Annotated in this window: 13 protein-coding genes; 3 read left to right on the top strand and 10 right to left on the bottom strand. The window is 32.9% G+C overall.

Translation table 11 applies throughout. The annotated features are described in order from the left end of the window. Positions 1-50 precede the first annotated feature (50 nt). The 3 genes from ABZA65_RS06180 to ABZA65_RS06170 form a co-directional block, all read right to left on the bottom strand. Positions 51-2,594: a putative bifunctional diguanylate cyclase/phosphodiesterase gene (locus ABZA65_RS06180; protein ID WP_373071755.1), complete on the bottom strand. Its 2,544-nt coding sequence runs from the start codon at positions 2,592-2,594 to the stop codon at positions 51-53. A 289-nt stretch (positions 2,595-2,883) separates the two neighbouring features. Next, on the bottom strand, positions 2,884-4,317 hold the full coding sequence (locus ABZA65_RS06175) for a methyl-accepting chemotaxis protein (RefSeq protein ID WP_373071753.1): 1,434 nt from the start codon (positions 4,315-4,317) through the stop codon (positions 2,884-2,886). Next, entirely contained in the window at positions 4,286-4,771 is a 486-nt protein-coding gene (locus tag ABZA65_RS06170) for a PAS domain-containing protein (RefSeq protein WP_373071751.1), read from the bottom strand. The genes ABZA65_RS06175 and ABZA65_RS06170 overlap by 32 nt, the downstream gene beginning before the upstream one ends. Before the next feature lie 120 nt (positions 4,772-4,891). Here ABZA65_RS06170 and ABZA65_RS06165 point away from each other — a divergent pair, with 120 nt between their 5' ends. After that, positions 4,892-5,992 (top strand): MFS transporter, encoded by a 1,101-nt coding sequence (locus ABZA65_RS06165; protein ID WP_373071749.1) that lies wholly within the window; start codon positions 4,892-4,894, stop codon positions 5,990-5,992. Here the strand turns inward: ABZA65_RS06165 and ABZA65_RS06160 are convergent. Both ABZA65_RS06160 and ABZA65_RS06155 read right to left on the bottom strand, forming a co-directional pair. Beyond that, entirely contained in the window at positions 5,984-6,307 is a 324-nt protein-coding gene (locus ABZA65_RS06160) for a DUF309 domain-containing protein (protein ID WP_373071747.1), read from the bottom strand. The genes ABZA65_RS06165 and ABZA65_RS06160 overlap by 9 nt on opposite strands. Then, positions 6,294-6,611, bottom strand: a complete 318-nt coding sequence (locus ABZA65_RS06155) for a hypothetical protein (RefSeq protein ID WP_373071745.1) — start codon at positions 6,609-6,611, stop codon at positions 6,294-6,296. The genes ABZA65_RS06160 and ABZA65_RS06155 overlap by 14 nt, the downstream gene beginning before the upstream one ends. A 42-nt stretch (positions 6,612-6,653) precedes the next feature. Between ABZA65_RS06155 and ABZA65_RS06150 the strand changes: the two genes are divergently transcribed. Next, on the top strand, positions 6,654-9,446 hold the full coding sequence (locus ABZA65_RS06150; protein WP_373071743.1) for an SUV3 C-terminal domain-containing protein: 2,793 nt from the start codon (positions 6,654-6,656) through the stop codon (positions 9,444-9,446). A gap of 9 nt (positions 9,447-9,455) precedes the next feature. On the opposite strand, the gene ABZA65_RS06145 is transcribed toward ABZA65_RS06150, so the two are convergent. Further along, positions 9,456-11,045 (bottom strand): methyl-accepting chemotaxis protein, encoded by a 1,590-nt coding sequence (locus ABZA65_RS06145; protein ID WP_373071741.1) that lies wholly within the window; start codon positions 11,043-11,045, stop codon positions 9,456-9,458. A gap of 214 nt (positions 11,046-11,259) precedes the next feature. Between ABZA65_RS06145 and ABZA65_RS06140 the strand changes: the two genes are divergently transcribed. After that, positions 11,260-12,969: a diguanylate cyclase gene (locus tag ABZA65_RS06140; RefSeq protein WP_373071739.1), complete on the top strand. Its 1,710-nt coding sequence runs from the start codon at positions 11,260-11,262 to the stop codon at positions 12,967-12,969. Here ABZA65_RS06140 and ABZA65_RS06135 read toward each other — a convergent pair. The 4 genes from ABZA65_RS06135 to ABZA65_RS06120 are packed head-to-tail and all read right to left on the bottom strand — an operon-like array spanning position 12,966 to position 15,770. After that, positions 12,966-13,502, bottom strand: a complete 537-nt coding sequence (locus tag ABZA65_RS06135) for a histidine phosphatase family protein (protein ID WP_373071737.1) — start codon at positions 13,500-13,502, stop codon at positions 12,966-12,968. The genes ABZA65_RS06140 and ABZA65_RS06135 overlap by 4 nt on opposite strands. After that, positions 13,499-14,218: an adenosylcobinamide-GDP ribazoletransferase gene (locus tag ABZA65_RS06130; protein WP_373071735.1), complete on the bottom strand. Its 720-nt coding sequence runs from the start codon at positions 14,216-14,218 to the stop codon at positions 13,499-13,501. Before ABZA65_RS06130 ends, ABZA65_RS06135 begins: the two co-directional genes overlap by 4 nt. Then, a complete protein-coding gene (locus ABZA65_RS06125; protein WP_373071733.1) occupies positions 14,215-14,709 on the bottom strand; it encodes a bifunctional adenosylcobinamide kinase/adenosylcobinamide-phosphate guanylyltransferase in 495 nt (164 codons plus the stop codon). Before ABZA65_RS06125 ends, ABZA65_RS06130 begins: the two co-directional genes overlap by 4 nt. Before the next feature lie 2 nt (positions 14,710-14,711). Further along, positions 14,712-15,770: a nicotinate-nucleotide--dimethylbenzimidazole phosphoribosyltransferase gene (locus tag ABZA65_RS06120; RefSeq protein ID WP_373071731.1), complete on the bottom strand. Its 1,059-nt coding sequence runs from the start codon at positions 15,768-15,770 to the stop codon at positions 14,712-14,714. Positions 15,771-15,772 lie beyond the last annotated feature (2 nt).

Raw genomic sequence — 15,772 nt, 5'->3', positions numbered from 1 at the left:
TTGATAATTTAAAAATATTATAGGATAATATTATTAAATAAAAATTATTATCAATTTTTCAACACTTTGGAAGGTTTTCCAATATGGAAGCCTTGAACATAGTCGATCTCTATATCTTTTAAAAACTGTAGTACATCTTCGTTTTCTACAAACTCTGCGATAGTTTTTACATTAAGCTCTTTTGCTAAAGATATTATAGATTTAACAAAAGCTAAATCTTTTTTATCGTTATGAAGATTCACAATAAAGTCACCGTCGATTTTTATATAATCGATCGGGAATCTTTTTATATAGTGAAAGCTTGAGAAACCTGAACCAAAATCATCAATTGCGAAACTAAAGCCTTCAGCTTTTAAATTTTGAACAAATTTTTCAAGTAAAGAGAAGCTTTTAACCGTTTCCCTCTCTGTTATTTCAAATACGATTTGCTCACGGTTTATACCGTACTTTGTAGTAAGTAATACTATTTTATTTATAAACTCACCTATCATTAAAGCTTTTGGAGAGAGGTTAATGAACATTAGTCCTTTATAGTTTTCCTCTTTGATCTTTTTAAATGCAGCTTCTATAACCATATAGTCCATCTGGTGCACAATACCAAGAGACTCCGCTGTTTCGATAAATTTTCCGGCTGATATAATATCCCCGTCAAGCTCTATTCTCATAAGAAGTTCATTTATCTCTATTTTATCAGTAGAGGCGTTCATTATAGGTTGAAAGTGAGGGACTATTTTTTCATGTTTTATAGCATCTAAAACTATAATAGACTGGTCCTCCATCTTTTGGTGTATCTCTTCTATATCTGTTTCATTTGGATATCTAACAGAGTTTTTACCCTCGTACTTAGCTTTATACATCATAGAGTCGGCTATATCAAAAAGCTCTTTCTCATTTTGTGAGTGTTCAGGGTATTGGGCAATCCCTATAGATACTGTCATACTTGTGATCGTACCATCAGGTGCAGTAAGCTCAAATTTTTCAACATTTTCAAGTATTCTTTTTGCAACCGTATATGTTTCGTTTATAGTGCTCTCAGGAATTACAAGAGTAAATTCATCTCCACCGTATCTTGAAAGAATATCTTCTGGTCTTTTTGAATTTTCAAGTAAATTTGCAAAAGCTTTTAAGAATTCATCTCCAAAGCTATGACCGTATGTGTCATTTATTGGTTTAAAGTTATCACAATCAATTACGATTACACCAAATTCGTATTTGTGGCTATTGGCTCTTTTTACTTCATATTCAAGTAGATCTCTAAAAACTCTTTGTGAAAAAAGTCCAGTTAGAGGATCTCTTGTAGCATAAAACTCGAGGTTTTCGGTATATTTGTTTATAGCTTTTATTGAACCTACAAGATTAAGAAGAGTTGTTAAAATTGAATCGATCACTATAGAGTGAACCGAATCTTTTTCAAGTTTTGACTGTACGCCAAGCCCAACTATACCACCGATTTTTGGTGCGTCTAAAAGTATAGATTTTGCTTCATGCTCAATATCATCAATGGCCAATTTTGTTAAACATATATTCTCTTCGCTGAAATTATGGTTTATATTACATTCTGCATCTTCTAAATGGTGATGATCCAGTATCATTTTTTTAGCAACTTCGTTTAAATGTTCAAGTAGGTTCTCTTCAGGTTTCCCATACCAAAATATCTCTATCTCATAGTGCTCATTTTCAGTTTTAAAAATAGTTATTAAACAATAAACAGGAAGGACTATATTGATCTCATGTAAGAGATCTTTTATATACTCTTTCCAGTCTTTAATAATATCTGACGTAATGATCATCTTATCAAGCAGCTTAACTTCAAACTCTAAAATATCTTTATCTACGGCGATATCTTTTAGTTTTTGGCTTAGGGTATTTAACCCTTGTATTACTTTATCAAACTCTACATAAGTTTTCTTGTCTTTACACACCTCTATTTTTTTAAAGTCTTTTACACTGTTGATACTGTTAACTTTATCTTCAAACGAATTAAGAGATAGATTTATTTTATTAAGAAGGTTTTTGGCTAAAAAGTACACTATGACAATCATTAGAGGAAGAATGATCAAAGAGAATATAAAGTATTTATGTTTTGTATTTTCTATAATGTCTTTAAAGTTATACTCAACTCTAACTACACCTAATATATCTCCTTCTGTAACATTTACATGGCATTTTACACATTCGTTTTTGGCTATGATAGGCGTAATTATTTTAGTTGATTCATTTGTAGAACTTGATAGTTTTGTTTTTGTATCAAATACTTTTTGTACATCTTTTGTAATTTTGTTTTGTTCTATTTCTCCGAAAATTTTCTCAACTTTCTCCCCACGGAAAATCTCTACATCATAGTTTGAACCGTCAAATGAGCTTTTTGTTTCATCTAAAAATTTTTTTAAATCTTTTCGGCTCCAACCCTTTCTCATAACTTGATACATTGAATTAAATACTTGTTTAGATAAAGATTCAGATATCTTTTGATTCTCTTCAATAGTTAAGTTTGTATGTATGTAAGAAGAGAAGAAATAAAAGACTATAAATAAACTTATAGTTATGGCAGTTAGGGAGATTCTAAACGAGTTTTTTAATGAGTTAATTTTCATATTTAAGCTACCTATTAGATTTAATTATAAGATTTTATCATAGTTAGCTGTAATAGTGCTTTAAAGTGATATTATTTTTTATTATATGTAAAATGTGATAGAAATAGTACTTCAGCTAAGTGTATAAAAAAGGGGAAAAACTTAGCTGAAGTCAAAATAATTATTAAGATTATCTTGTCTCGCTTATGTAAAAAGGGGGAAACATAATTGAGATACTGTAATTGTACTAAATAAAGGTAAACAATTTCTTAAGAACTACTTAACATAAATAAATATCACAAAAATGTGATTACTTATTATACTCAGCTAACATTTCATCAAGTATAACAAATAATTTTTTAGAACTTTCTTCCATATCGGCAAAATATTTTACTATTTTTTTAGGATTGTCATATTTTAACACAGTACCATCTTGAATAAAATTACCTACGAGTTTTACATTATTGTGAACTTCACTATGAGGTATATCTAAAGCTTCAAATGACTTTAGATGACCAAATCTTTCTTTACCGTTACCTATGTACCATTTACCCATTCTACAGTTGTGATGATCTACAACAGTATATGATTTGTTTTGTTCAAGAGTAGCCGAATAAGCATTTGACTTAAATAGGATATGATCAACTTTTACAAGTGTTGTATAAAGTCTATTCTGTACTCCTAAAGCAACACCAGATGATTCTTGTGCAAACTTATTCATCTCTTCAAATGTGTTCTCAAAATTTCCTATAACTTCTGTTGTGTTGTTCGCTATATCTGATATATTGTCGGAATTTGACCTCATATCATTTGCTTCTTGCTGCAAGCTAGAGATGGTTATTTCTATCTCTGTAGTTGCTTTTTGTGTACGCTCAGCCAGTTTACGAACCTCATCGGCAACTACCGCAAATCCGCGACCGTGTTCACCTGCACGTGCCGCTTCAATAGCAGCATTAAGTGCAAGAAGATTTGTCTGATCGGCAATCTCTTTGATTAACCCAACTACTTCGGAGATCTCCTTACTTCTACCTTCTAGAGAGATAATAGCTTCGTGTGAAGAAGATATAAGCTCTACGAGATTATTTAATCTTTTAGTAATATCTATAACACTGCTTAAACTCTCTTTAGATTGTTTAGCTGTATTATCTGATAATGATACAATTTGTGTAGCTTCCTCTTCAGATTTTATAAGATCGTTTTGTATGGTACTAAGTCCATCACCTATACCACCGCCAAGGGAACTTAATTCAGCTGATAGTTCACCTTTTAGTTTTGTCTCATAACCTGCCGCAATAGAGTGTATAGCTCCGCTTAATTCTCTTGCAGTAACTTGAAATAGACCATGCAGACCTGATGTATAATTTTTTCTAAATGTTTTACCTACAGAGGCATTTTTAATTGTTGTTTGAGTGTCACGCATAAATGCTTCTAGTTGATCAAGTAAGTCGTTTATATCCCAAGCAAAGTGAGAAAGTTCCGAATCATCATCAGGTATATGTGTGATACGTCCTTCCAGTTTTCCCTGCGCTGCCTCTTTTAATACGACTTTAGCATTTTGAAAAAGTTTTGAACTCTCATTAGTCTGTTTTGCTTGAGGTATAAAGACAGAGATAATAGCTATAACAATGCTCACTGAAGCCAGGATATAATCTACTTTTACAATTCCGTATATTCCTATAGCAATTAAAGCTATAAAAACAATAAGGAAGTTATTAGCCTTGAATTGAGATGATAAGTTCATCATAAGATACCCCTTTTTCATGTAATAGATCTTCTAGTATTTTTGTAGATGCCTCTACACCGCCTGTTTTTTCTGCTTCAACCATTTTTTCATAAAGCGGTTCTATGATCTTTATAGCTTCAGGATTTGGTTTTCTCCTAACTGAGTAATAACCTATGATATTACCTCTTTCATCTAAAGATGCGGTAACATTCGCATAAACCCAATAAGCATTTGAGTTTTTTGTTTTATTTATAACAAAAGCAAAAATTTCTTTTTTTTCTTTTACGTAATCCCAAAGAAGTTTGAAAACGGCTTTTGGCATTTTAGGATGTCTTACTATACTATGGGGCTTTCCAAGTAGTTCATCTTCCTTATACTCCGCCATATCCATAAAAATTTTATTTACATAAGTTATCTTACCTTTTGTATCTGTTTTAGATACGATAAAGTCTTGTTCTCTCATCTCCATAAGCATAAGACATCCTTTTTGTGATATTTGTTTATATGATTTTTATGTTGATAACAGATTATGTTAACATTATTTTTTTTATATTTTTATTAATACATTTACTTAGTTGCTAGGATATAATTTCACATGCAAATATTATTATCATTATTTTACTTTTTTTATTTTGCACTTATCGGTGTATATGTTATTTTCTTACCAAAAGTACTCAACTTAAGCGGTTATAGTGCTAGTGAGATCGGCATAATTTTCGCAGCAGCTCCACTTGTACGTTTTGTGGTGCCTTTTCTTTTTATAAAGGGTTTAAAACTTGATACCAGAAGTTTTAATATAGCTCTTATAATTTTACTTAGTTCAGCTACATCTTTTTATTTTTCACTAGAGAGTTTTTACAGACTTCTTTTCTCGAACATAGGTATCGGAATAGGGCTTAGTTTAGTATTGCCATATATTGAAGTTATATCATTAAACCATTTAGGCAAAGAGCGTTATGGAAAGATTAGGTTGTTCGGTTCTATCGGCTTTATACTAGTCGCACTTGTATTGGTGAAATTTTTATCGGTACCTTCAACTGCTTTAACATATCTTTTAGCACTAACATTTTTAACGGTTTTTAGCTCATTTATAATTGTAAGAGGGCAAAAAGACACACTTAACAGAACAAGCAAAGAAGACAATGATATAAATCTTTTAAAAGATTGGAGATTATGGCTGGGGCTTACTCTAATGCAGGTTGCTTTTGGTCCTTTTTACAACTTTTTTACTATTTATGAAACCGATGCGGGCATTAGTTTGGATATGACAATATACTTATGGAGCTTTGGTGTAATAGTTGAAGTATTTATGCTCTTTTATCAAGGGAGATTTTTACAAAAAAATCTTCTTTTAGTTTTACAGGTAACCACATTTGCTACGGCATTTAGATGGTTTTTAGTATTTTTATTTCCGCAAAACTTGTATATGCTTTTCTTCTCTCAGGCTCTGCACGCATTAAGCTTTGCACTGTTTCATTCGGCGGCTATTTCATATCTGTTCTCACTTTACAGACATAAATCTTTAGCTCAGCAGATGTTTTCGGGTATTACCTATGGACTTGGGGCTTTTGTTGGAGCATTATATAGTGGATATGTATATGAGTACTTTCCTGAATATCTGTTCTTAACTGCTGCTTTTTTAGCTTTTTTATCATTTGTTTTTTTAAGATTTTTTGAGCGTCAATCACTAAAATAGCTGAGTTTTTTTATAAAGATTATCTATATATAGAGATATATTGTAGTATATCTTTACCTTGTTTGAACCTGTTTTAAATACTAGTTGGCGGTATTTTAAATAGTTCCTCCAAACACGCTTGCTGGCTTCAGTTTTTCCGCGTTTGTTAAGTTCAAAACTAACGGCAGCATTTATAAAACCTCTTAAAAGATTTACTTCATTAGTAGGGTTCTTTCTATTGTCAAACCATAACTCTTCTAAGACTTCGTGGGCATCATAAAAACGACTTTCATCTAGTGCTTGTATAAAATCTTCTGCATGTTTATTCGTTATCATCAAATACCATCATATTTTTTCTCCAATAACCTCTTCCGCCTTTTAGAGAAATGCAGTGTTTGTTTGGAAATTTTTTTCTATATTCGTTTAGTCTATCAAATGTAGCCTTACCTGTATCGCAGTAAAAAACGAAAACACTACCGTCTGGATAGTTGCTAAGTTCATAAGGGTTATACACAACCGTATCCGCTTTTTCTATAGGCGATAAAATTGTATCTATAAGTACAACTTCAATACCCTCTTTTTCAAGCTTTTTTTTATTTTCTAAAAACTCTTTTTGTGTCCATTCATCAGGATAGCTCATAATAAGCCTTTTCTTTTATAATTACTTGGATAAAATTATACTATGTCTAAGAAAAATAAGAAAAATACAAAAATTAATCAGAAGATTAGAAGATACTTTGATGACGATCCGTTTGACGTAGGTGTTGAACGTGTAGAGAGTGAAACTCTTAGTGAGCTTTTTCACTATCTTGGTATATATGAAGTCGCACATTCAAAAGATATACTAGTAAAAACTGCGAGAATGGTATGGAGTGAAGCAGATAGTACGGTAAGAAAACTTATTTTAGATTTTTTTGTAAACAACGGAAAAATATACTTTAGCCAAAAACCTAAAGAACCAGATGAATCAACTCTTGATAAGATAGACGAACTTTTACAAGAATATACATTGACTAAAGAGGAAACAACTCAGATCTACGGTGAATTTGCTTCATTAAAAGCAAAAAAAATAACTCCTAATAAGATCTTCTCAAAACTTCAATACATACGTCATGAACAAAAGATGATGGAGATCCAAAAAGAGGTAGATGGCATATTTGATATTGATGACTCATTAGAGTTTAATGCAGATATTCATTATGTACTATTGGGACAGAGTTTTCATAAAATACATACTTTAAACACTAAAAAGTATGAATCATCACACTTGGCTGAAACGGACAAAGAGGAACTTATAAAAGAGATTGAGGGTGATAAGGAGTTTACAAAACAAAATTTTCAAGAGAAGATAAATGAGTTTATAAATTCTATCCCAAATCCACATTCTATTTTAAGTGAAAAAGATATTGTCGCATCTTTAAGATCTTCTCCTCCAAAGCCTCTGCACGAATATCCGCTTATAAAAGAGGAAATTATCAAAGATATATTGTCAAAACATCTGAGTCTTGTATCTTTGGATATTCACAATGAAGAGTTGATGCTTGAAGTAGAGGAGTATATAACACTTCCGTATTTAGAAGATAGATTCAAGTATAAACTAGACCTGCACATAGAGGTAGATCCTTTTTTACAGGCAGTATGGAGAGATGAAGAGATAGAATTTGATGAGGTCTTAACAGATTCTAAAGCCGAACATGAAAAACATTTTTTAGAGGAATTGGAATCGTTAATAGATGAGTGTAAAAAACTAGCCTCTACACTTAATTTAACAGATGAAGCTATGTACAAAAAGATATATGAACATCTTTTAGATATTTTACCGACCTCTTTAATTATCACGCCAAAAGTAGCAAGAAAAGTGAAAAAACGCTTTATTTACTCTATACAGGGTGAGATAATAAAGGCACAAAAACATGCACTTTTAGCTCAAACTATCAGGGATTTTAAAAACCTTTTTCCACTTGCTCGTGCAAACAAAAGAAAACTTACTCTTCATATAGGACCGACAAACAGCGGTAAGACATATGAAGCTATGGAAAAACTAAAAGCTGCAGATACCGGGTACTATCTTGCACCTCTTAGACTTTTAGCACTTGAAGGATATGAGGGTTTAAGAGATGACGGTATTGATGTCTCTTTAATAACAGGTGAAGAGCAGATCATAGATGAAGATGCTACACATATAAGCTCAACCATAGAGATGGTAAACTTTGAAGTGGATGTAGATGTATGTGTAATTGATGAAGTTCAGATGATAGGTGATCGTGATCGTGGATGGGCTTGGGCAAATGCCATCATTGGAGCACCGGCAAGCGAGATTATTATGACAGGTTCACCAAATGCAAAAGATGCAGTTATAGCCTTAGCAGAGTATTTGGGTGAAGAGCTTGAGATCATAGAGTTTGAACGTAAAAACCCTTTAAAACTTTTAGATACACCTACAGATATAAAAGATGTGCAAAAAGGCAGTGCGATCATAGCTTTTTCAAGAAAAGACGTACTCAGATTAAAACAAGACTTTTCAAAGTATTTTAATATAAGTGTAGTGTATGGAAACCTCTCGCCTGAAGTTAGACGTGAAGAAGCTAGAAAGTTTCGTGAAGGTGAGACTGAACTGCTGATAGCTACAGATGCGATTGCTATGGGTCTTAACCTTCCTATTAAGACACTTCTTTTTTCAAAAGCTATGAAGTTTGACGGTGTCAGAGACAGGGAGTTAACAGCGAGTGAAATTCATCAAATTTCAGGGCGTGCAGGAAGGTATGGTTTAAACGAAGAGGGGTATGTTGGTGCCTTATATAGTGATGTTTTAAGTATTATCCATAAAAACTTCTATAAAGAGGCACAAAAAATAGAGATACCTTTTAAGGTGATGGCAAATCTTGGTCATATACAGCTTGTATCGAACATACTTGAAGAGAACTCACTTTTTGAAGTCCTCAAGTTCTTTGTTAAAAATATGGAGTTTAGCGGTCCATTTAAAGCCTCAAACCTAGAAGATATGCTCGAAGCTTCTAAAATAACGGATGAGCATGATCTTGATATTGCTACAAAGTATCATCTTGCATGTGCTCCGCTTACACTTAAGTCTCCATATATCGTTTCGGTTTACGAGAGCTATATTAGAAAGATTGAACAAAAACGCTCAATCGATTATATACCTCCACAGCTTGTCGGAAACTATGCAAGAACTACTCAGGATCTACTGCTCGCAGAAGATATGGTTAAAGAGATCTCACTATACCTATGGTTATCTTACAGATTTGGGGATTATTTTTTAGATCAGGAAAAAGCTAGACGTTATCGTGCTACTTTAAATAAGTATATTGAAAATTCTCTTCATCAAAGCGGTTTTGTTCATTCATGTAAGATGTGTGGAGCTACTCTGCCACCAAACACTAAGTACAACATATGTAACTCATGTTATAAGAAAAATTTTGGGGTTAAAAACCGCAGACGTAACAGAAGGGCTTAAAACCCTCTGTTAACTTTTAAATTGGTTTAACATATCCTCAAGTTTTTTAGCAGTTCCAACTAAGCTTTTTAGCTGAGCTTCAATATCTTTCGTACTTGTATTATTTGAGCTTGAAAGTGCTTCTATTGAGTTGATATCTTCAATTATCTCATTAATATTGCCTGACATCTCTCTAGAGTTTTCGGCTGATTGAGTTGCTATGTTGTTTGAGTGTATAATAGCTTGTGCCGTGTGATCGATTTTTTCTTCAACTTCATGTGAAATATTAGATAAACTCTCTATATTAGATGCATTAGTCTGCATTTTATCACTTACATCGTTTATAGACTGAACGATTGTACTTACGTTCATATCTATCTCACTCAGACTTTTTGTAGTACGTTCAGCCAGTTTACGAACTTCATCAGCAACTACGGCAAAACCACGACCGTGTTCACCTGCACGAGCAGCTTCTATAGCTGCATTTAAAGCAAGTAAGTTTGTTTGCTCAGCTATATCTTTAATAACATTTAGAACATCTTTAACACTGTCTGCATCACTTTTTAGTCCTACAAGTTCATGAGAGAGTTCATTTTCTGATTCAACAAATATATCAACCTCGTTAGACAAAGACAGAAGAGATTCTTTTGCAGTATTGAGTTGTTTTTGAGTTTCTTCAACATTTTCCTGTGTCTCTTCAACTGCACTAATATTTTGAGATAAAAGATCTTCAATAGTTTTAGTTTTTAAGATGGCTTTATTTATTATCTCACCCTCTTTTTTTGTAGTAGCTTGAATAACATGACTTGATTGCTCAATTTTTAAAGATATGTCATAGTTTTGTTCACCTAAAGACTTTATATCTTGAATTGTTGATTGGATCATCTCTATAAAGTTATTTACCTCTTTGGCAGTTTCGGCAAACTCATCATCGTTATTATGAACAACCCTTTTAGTTAAATCTTTATCTCCGCTTACAAGGTCAGCTACCCTTTGAGTTAAACTTTGTAGTGGCCTGAAGATCTCTCTTGCAAAAAATATAAATGCAACGGCAATGAATAATATACTGGCAATAGCTAGTGTAACTATAAGTGTAGTGTTAGTGCTAGATATATTATTGTCGTTTTCATCAAGTGATATAATTAAATCAAGTGCACCAAGAACATAACCAGGAGTTACATTGTAGTGACACGATAGACATCTATCCTCTGCAACCATAGGTTTGATCATTCTAATCGTATGGTGATTATTTTCTGTTTTTTCTATAACTTTTACGGCTTTTTTCTCTAAAACTTCGCGTATAAGGGCATCGTTAGTATATTTTTCATCTGGTGCGTAAGTTTCTTGAACAGCCTTAGATTTATAGATACTTAAGTGTTCTATACCCTCAATATGCTGTGCATCTTTAAGTGTTTGTTGAACAATGTGAGGATCCCCCATCATCATACTTGTTGTCATTGTTTGAAAAATAGACTTGCTAAGCATATTTAGAGATTTTTTTGATGTGCTGTTTGAGATTTCTTGAAGAGTGTTTGATAGGTAAGTACTCATCCCTATAAGGCCTAGTACACTTACTAATAATAAAGAGATTACAACTTTAGACTTTATACTTTTAATCATACTTACTTTGCCCTTTTTGTAAATATTATGATAAATAAGCAACCATTATAAAGATAGTAGACTTTAAACTTTATTAAAATATTTTATAAATAAGTTCTTTCCGGCCTGACTAACTTTAAAGTTTGAAAATATAAGTATAAACTAAATATGATGTTTTTTTCTATTGTAAGTTATAACATGTTAAAATTAAAAAATAATATTAAATTGGGGAAACATGAGTACAAACAAGAAAGTATTAGTTGTAGTTGGGTTTTTATTAGTATTTTTATCACTTGCTACTATGGCAAACGTGGCATTTAACTTTATGAAGTTTGGTCAAAAGTCTGCAGATGAAAAAGCACACTCTATTGCTGAGTCTGTACGTGACAGTTTAACATCGCACATGGTTAACGGAACTATGGACAAACGTTTTATGTTTTTAGACAATATGATGCGTCATCAGGAAGTTGAAAATTTAAGAGTTTTGCGTTCTAAAAATGTTATTGAGCAGTTTGGAAAGGGGCATGTTGACGTATATCAGTATGACGACATTGAAAAGAAAGTTATAAAAAATGCACAGAGTATGACAAAGATATATGAGAGAAATGATGACATTTTTATGCGTGTTACCATACCTTATATAGCTACAAAATATTCTAATCCCAACTGTTTGCAGTGCCATACAAATGCAAAAGAGGGAGACGTACTTGGTGTAATAAGTATGGACTTAGACATTTCAGATGTAAAAGATGAAAGTATAGATGTTATCTTACGTATTATGCTTATAACTATTGTATTTTTACTCATTGCTATGCTTATAGGTAATCACTATATAAATCCGTATGTAAAACTTTTTGATGATTTGGAAGCTGGGATCTCTAAAGCATATAGAGGTGACTTTTCTCATCATGTTAAAACAAATCTTTCAAATGAAGCGGGAGAAGTAGCTGAGAGACTAAATGAACTCTCAGAGATTTTCAGATTTAAAAAGACAATAGAATTAGATCCTGATAAAGGCTCTATTTATCGCAGGTTGGCTCATGTATTAAAAACATCATTTGGTATAGAAAACTTTGTATTTATGGAGATAGATATAAAGAAAAAAGAGCGCAAAGTTATCTATGAGACACGTCATAATTGGTCTGATGGTGTTTATGGACTCTCATCTATGAACTGTAGAGCGTTCAGAACTAGTACAAATGTTTTCTCAAGCGACTTTGAAAATATATGTGATGTTTGTTGTGAAGGTGAATGTAACTTTATATGTCTGCCTTTTGATATAAATGATTCTTACGAGTTGGTAGTTCATATTCAAACATCTTCACTAAGAGAGTTACAGAGAGTTCAAGAGCATATTCCAATCATCAAGAACTACTTTGAACTTGCACGTCCTGTATTAGAGAGTAAGATGCTTATGCAGATCCTTACAAACTCTACACTGGTAGATCCTATGACAGAACTTTACAATAGACGCTTTTTAGATAACTTTATGGATGAAGATCTAAAAGACAGAGACAGACAGTTTGCGATTTTAATGATAGACGTGGACTTTTTCAAACAGGTAAATGATAACTTTGGTCACGATGTAGGAGACAGGGTTTTAAAAGTATTGGCAGAAGTCTTGAAGAAGGAGACTAAAGGTTCTGATATGGCTATACGCTATGGTGGTGAAGAGTTTATGGTACTGCTGTTTGATGTAAGTCAAGAAAATGCTCTAGCTATAGCGGATAAGATTAGAATCTCTTTTTCAAATAAACAGTTTAATGCTCAAGACAAAACTTTTTCAAAAACATTAAGTGTAGGTGTGTCTATGTACCCTGATCAGATCGATACACCTTGGCATGCCATAAAATATGCTGACGTTGCCCTTTATGAAGCTAAAAATACAGGAAGGAACAAAGTTATTCTTTTTGAAGATGGCATGTATAAAGAGGAAGAGTTTTAAAACTCAATTGTTTCACAAAAAGCATATTCCACTTTTTGTGAAAATGCTTTCTCTAAGCTAGTTTTATTTAGCAGAGAGAAAAACGTTTTTATAACACCGCTGTGTGTTATAACTAACACATTTTCATAGTTTGATGATGAGAGATAATCAAAAAAAAAGTTTTTTACTCTGGCTGAAAACTCTTCAACACTCTCACCTCCAAGAGCATCTATCCATTGCTCAAAACTCTCATAAGTTATATTTTTTTCTTGGCAGATCTGATCGTATTTTTTTCCCTCATCCACGCCCCAAGACTTTTCTCTAAGTTTATCGGTATAGAAAATGTTCTCTAGGTTTTGAAAGTATTTTATACTCTCTTTAGCGCGCAGAAGATCCGAACAAAATACTCCGTCATAATTTTCATTTTTAAGCTTTTTAGCCAGAACTTCAGCCTGTTCGTAGCCTTTTTTTGAGAGTCCTATATCTATGTGTCCGTTATAGCATCCGAGATATTTTTCATCTACCTCACAGTGGCGCAGAAGTGTTACTCTCATATAAGTCCAAATATTATGACATTTAAAAGTATAAGCTCACTTAGCTCTATTATAAAACCGTAAATATCGCCGCTTAGTCCGCCGTATCTTTTAACAAAAACTCTAGATATAATCAGTACAGTTAGAAGCGAAACTAAAAGTAGTAGCCAAGAGAAATAAAGCGATAACAATATAACAAAAACAGATCCCAAAATAAGATGCGTTTTACTAAATTCATCTTTTGCCAATTTTGCCATACCACCACCTACATAAGGGAAAAAATAGATCGCCAAAATTGCATTAAAACGTGATAGCATAAACACTAAAGGAAGCAGAAAAACAGATTCTAAGTGCATAAACGTTGAAGCTTTTAAGATTAAAAACGTGGCCGTTATTATCATACCCATTGCGCCGATATGAGGATCACTCATAACTTCCAATGCTTGCTCTTTTTTTACATAAAGCCCATCAACACTGTCTGCAAAACCATCAAGGTGAAGGGCACCGCTTAGTAGGATGCTTAGTGCAAATATGATTATGTTTAGATGCGTTTGTTCTATATACCCATCAAGAATATAGTAAACACAAATAAGTATAAAGCCTATAAGTAAACCAACGAAAGGAAAAAACATAACGGCATAACCGTTGATCCCTTTAAAAAAGTCATGCACTTTAAAAAATGGCAGAGTAGTTAACATTGAGATTGATAGTGCAAAACCTTTTAGTATATTTTTCATTTTATTTTTGTACTTATCCCTGCTATTGTATGGTAAACTTCATCACATTTTGAAGCTATTTTTTGAGCTATTATTCCGCTTAGATCTATAAACTCACGCGCAAGTTTGTTCTCTGGAATTATCCCACTTCCAACATCGTTTAGAACAAAGACTATTGAGTTTTCTAAACTTAGTATTTTGTCGATCTCGTAAAATATCTCTTCGTGGCTTTTTTCATGGTAAAGCATATTGTTGATCCACATACTTAGGCACTCTACTAAAACGATCTCGTTACATTCTTTGATTTTTTCAGATAGATTTAGAGCTTCTTCTATCGTTATAAAATTGTCTTCTCTTTGGAGTTTATGAAGCTCTATTTTTTTGGCGATCTCATCGTCAATAAACTCTGTAGTAGCTAGGTAGTATGGTTTTTTATTGGCGTGTTTTATAGTAAAATCTTCTGCATTTTTACTTTTACCGCTTTTTATTCCACCAATAAACAGAGCTTTCATTTTTACATCATCCCATACATCACAAGTTCAACTGCATCAACAACACTTTTATTCGCTTGCTTGTTTGCATTTGCATATGCTAGTGCCGCACCTGCTCCAACACCCTCTTTTGCTTCACCTTCATCATATTTTTTAAGTACAGGTATCTCAGCATCCGCAAAACTCATCTTAGTATATACGGCATGGGGAGTGTAGCTTAGATGTGAGAGAAGTTTTTTGATATCTGAGTTTTTATCGTCTGCAACCCAAGCAGTAGTAGCAAGTGTGAGATTTTTAGAATTAAGCTGCATCAAAACATCCTCGCGTACTTTATCGGCTATAAGAAGACAAGCCGCCATCTGTGTACCGCCTCCTAAAACTACGTGAAATCTTTTCGTAGCTTCAAGTAAAAAGCCAGCACAGAAGAGGAGCATATTGTCACTTACAATTCCAAGTTTTTCAAAGTTTGACATATCGTCGTTTATAAGTGATAGTGCTTCATCTATTGTTTTTTCTCTTATATCTTTAGGTACATCTTTGAAACTTGATGAAAAGCATCCTCTAGCATCATATCCAAGTGCAAGTATGGATGCAGCTGCTGTCGTAGTACCACTTGGCGTACTCTCACCTAGTATCAGATAATTTCCTTTTAGTTCATACTTTCTTCCAAATTCCATACCTTTTGCAAAGATCTCTTTAGCATCTATATTTGCACCTTCGTTTATAGCTTGAGATGGATGGATATTAAACTGATGAGTTACAGTGTTCTTCGGACTTGTAGTAAGTCCTAAATCTAAAATTTCAATAGATTCAAAAGGATCTAAATTGTGTACAGCTCTTGTCATCAGTGCAGGAGTAGGAACACCTGTTGGAGTCTCTGCAACTTCGTCTATAGAATATACTTTTTCATTTACTATAAACTCTGCATCTAGAGTTGGAGTAAGCGGAATTAGGCCCGGAATACCTGCTTGAGTAATACCTTTTATCTTACATGTATTTGTAACTGAAGCTGCCAGTAAAAAGTCTGCTTTTCCATCCGGCAGTGAATCTAATTCATTTGTAAAAATATTTTTTGTTGTCAAAA

Source organism: Sulfurimonas sp. (assembly GCF_041583195.1).
In the GTDB taxonomy this organism is placed as follows: domain Bacteria; phylum Campylobacterota; class Campylobacteria; order Campylobacterales; family Sulfurimonadaceae; genus Sulfurimonas.
Note: the sequence above shows the minus strand (reverse complement) of the source record. Positions and strands in the feature narration are given on the sequence as shown.

Coding starts and splice junctions, on each gene's coding strand:
- ABZA65_RS06140 (WP_373071739.1), top strand. CDS start 11,260: ATGAGTACAAACAAGAAAGTATTAGTTGTAGTTGGGTTTTTATTAGTA.
- ABZA65_RS06130 (WP_373071735.1), bottom strand. CDS start 14,218: ATGAAAAATATACTAAAAGGTTTTGCACTATCAATCTCAATGTTAACT.
- ABZA65_RS06175 (WP_373071753.1), bottom strand. CDS start 4,317: ATGATGAACTTATCATCTCAATTCAAGGCTAATAACTTCCTTATTGTT.
- ABZA65_RS06135 (WP_373071737.1), bottom strand. CDS start 13,502: ATGAGAGTAACACTTCTGCGCCACTGTGAGGTAGATGAAAAATATCTC.
- ABZA65_RS06150 (WP_373071743.1), top strand. CDS start 6,654: ATGTCTAAGAAAAATAAGAAAAATACAAAAATTAATCAGAAGATTAGA.
- ABZA65_RS06170 (WP_373071751.1), bottom strand. CDS start 4,771: ATGCTTATGGAGATGAGAGAACAAGACTTTATCGTATCTAAAACAGAT.
- ABZA65_RS06145 (WP_373071741.1), bottom strand. CDS start 11,045: ATGATTAAAAGTATAAAGTCTAAAGTTGTAATCTCTTTATTATTAGTA.
- ABZA65_RS06125 (WP_373071733.1), bottom strand. CDS start 14,709: ATGAAAGCTCTGTTTATTGGTGGAATAAAAAGCGGTAAAAGTAAAAAT.
- ABZA65_RS06160 (WP_373071747.1), bottom strand. CDS start 6,307: ATGATAACGAATAAACATGCAGAAGATTTTATACAAGCACTAGATGAA.
- ABZA65_RS06155 (WP_373071745.1), bottom strand. CDS start 6,611: ATGAGCTATCCTGATGAATGGACACAAAAAGAGTTTTTAGAAAATAAA.
- ABZA65_RS06165 (WP_373071749.1), top strand. CDS start 4,892: ATGCAAATATTATTATCATTATTTTACTTTTTTTATTTTGCACTTATC.
- ABZA65_RS06180 (WP_373071755.1), bottom strand. CDS start 2,594: ATGAAAATTAACTCATTAAAAAACTCGTTTAGAATCTCCCTAACTGCC.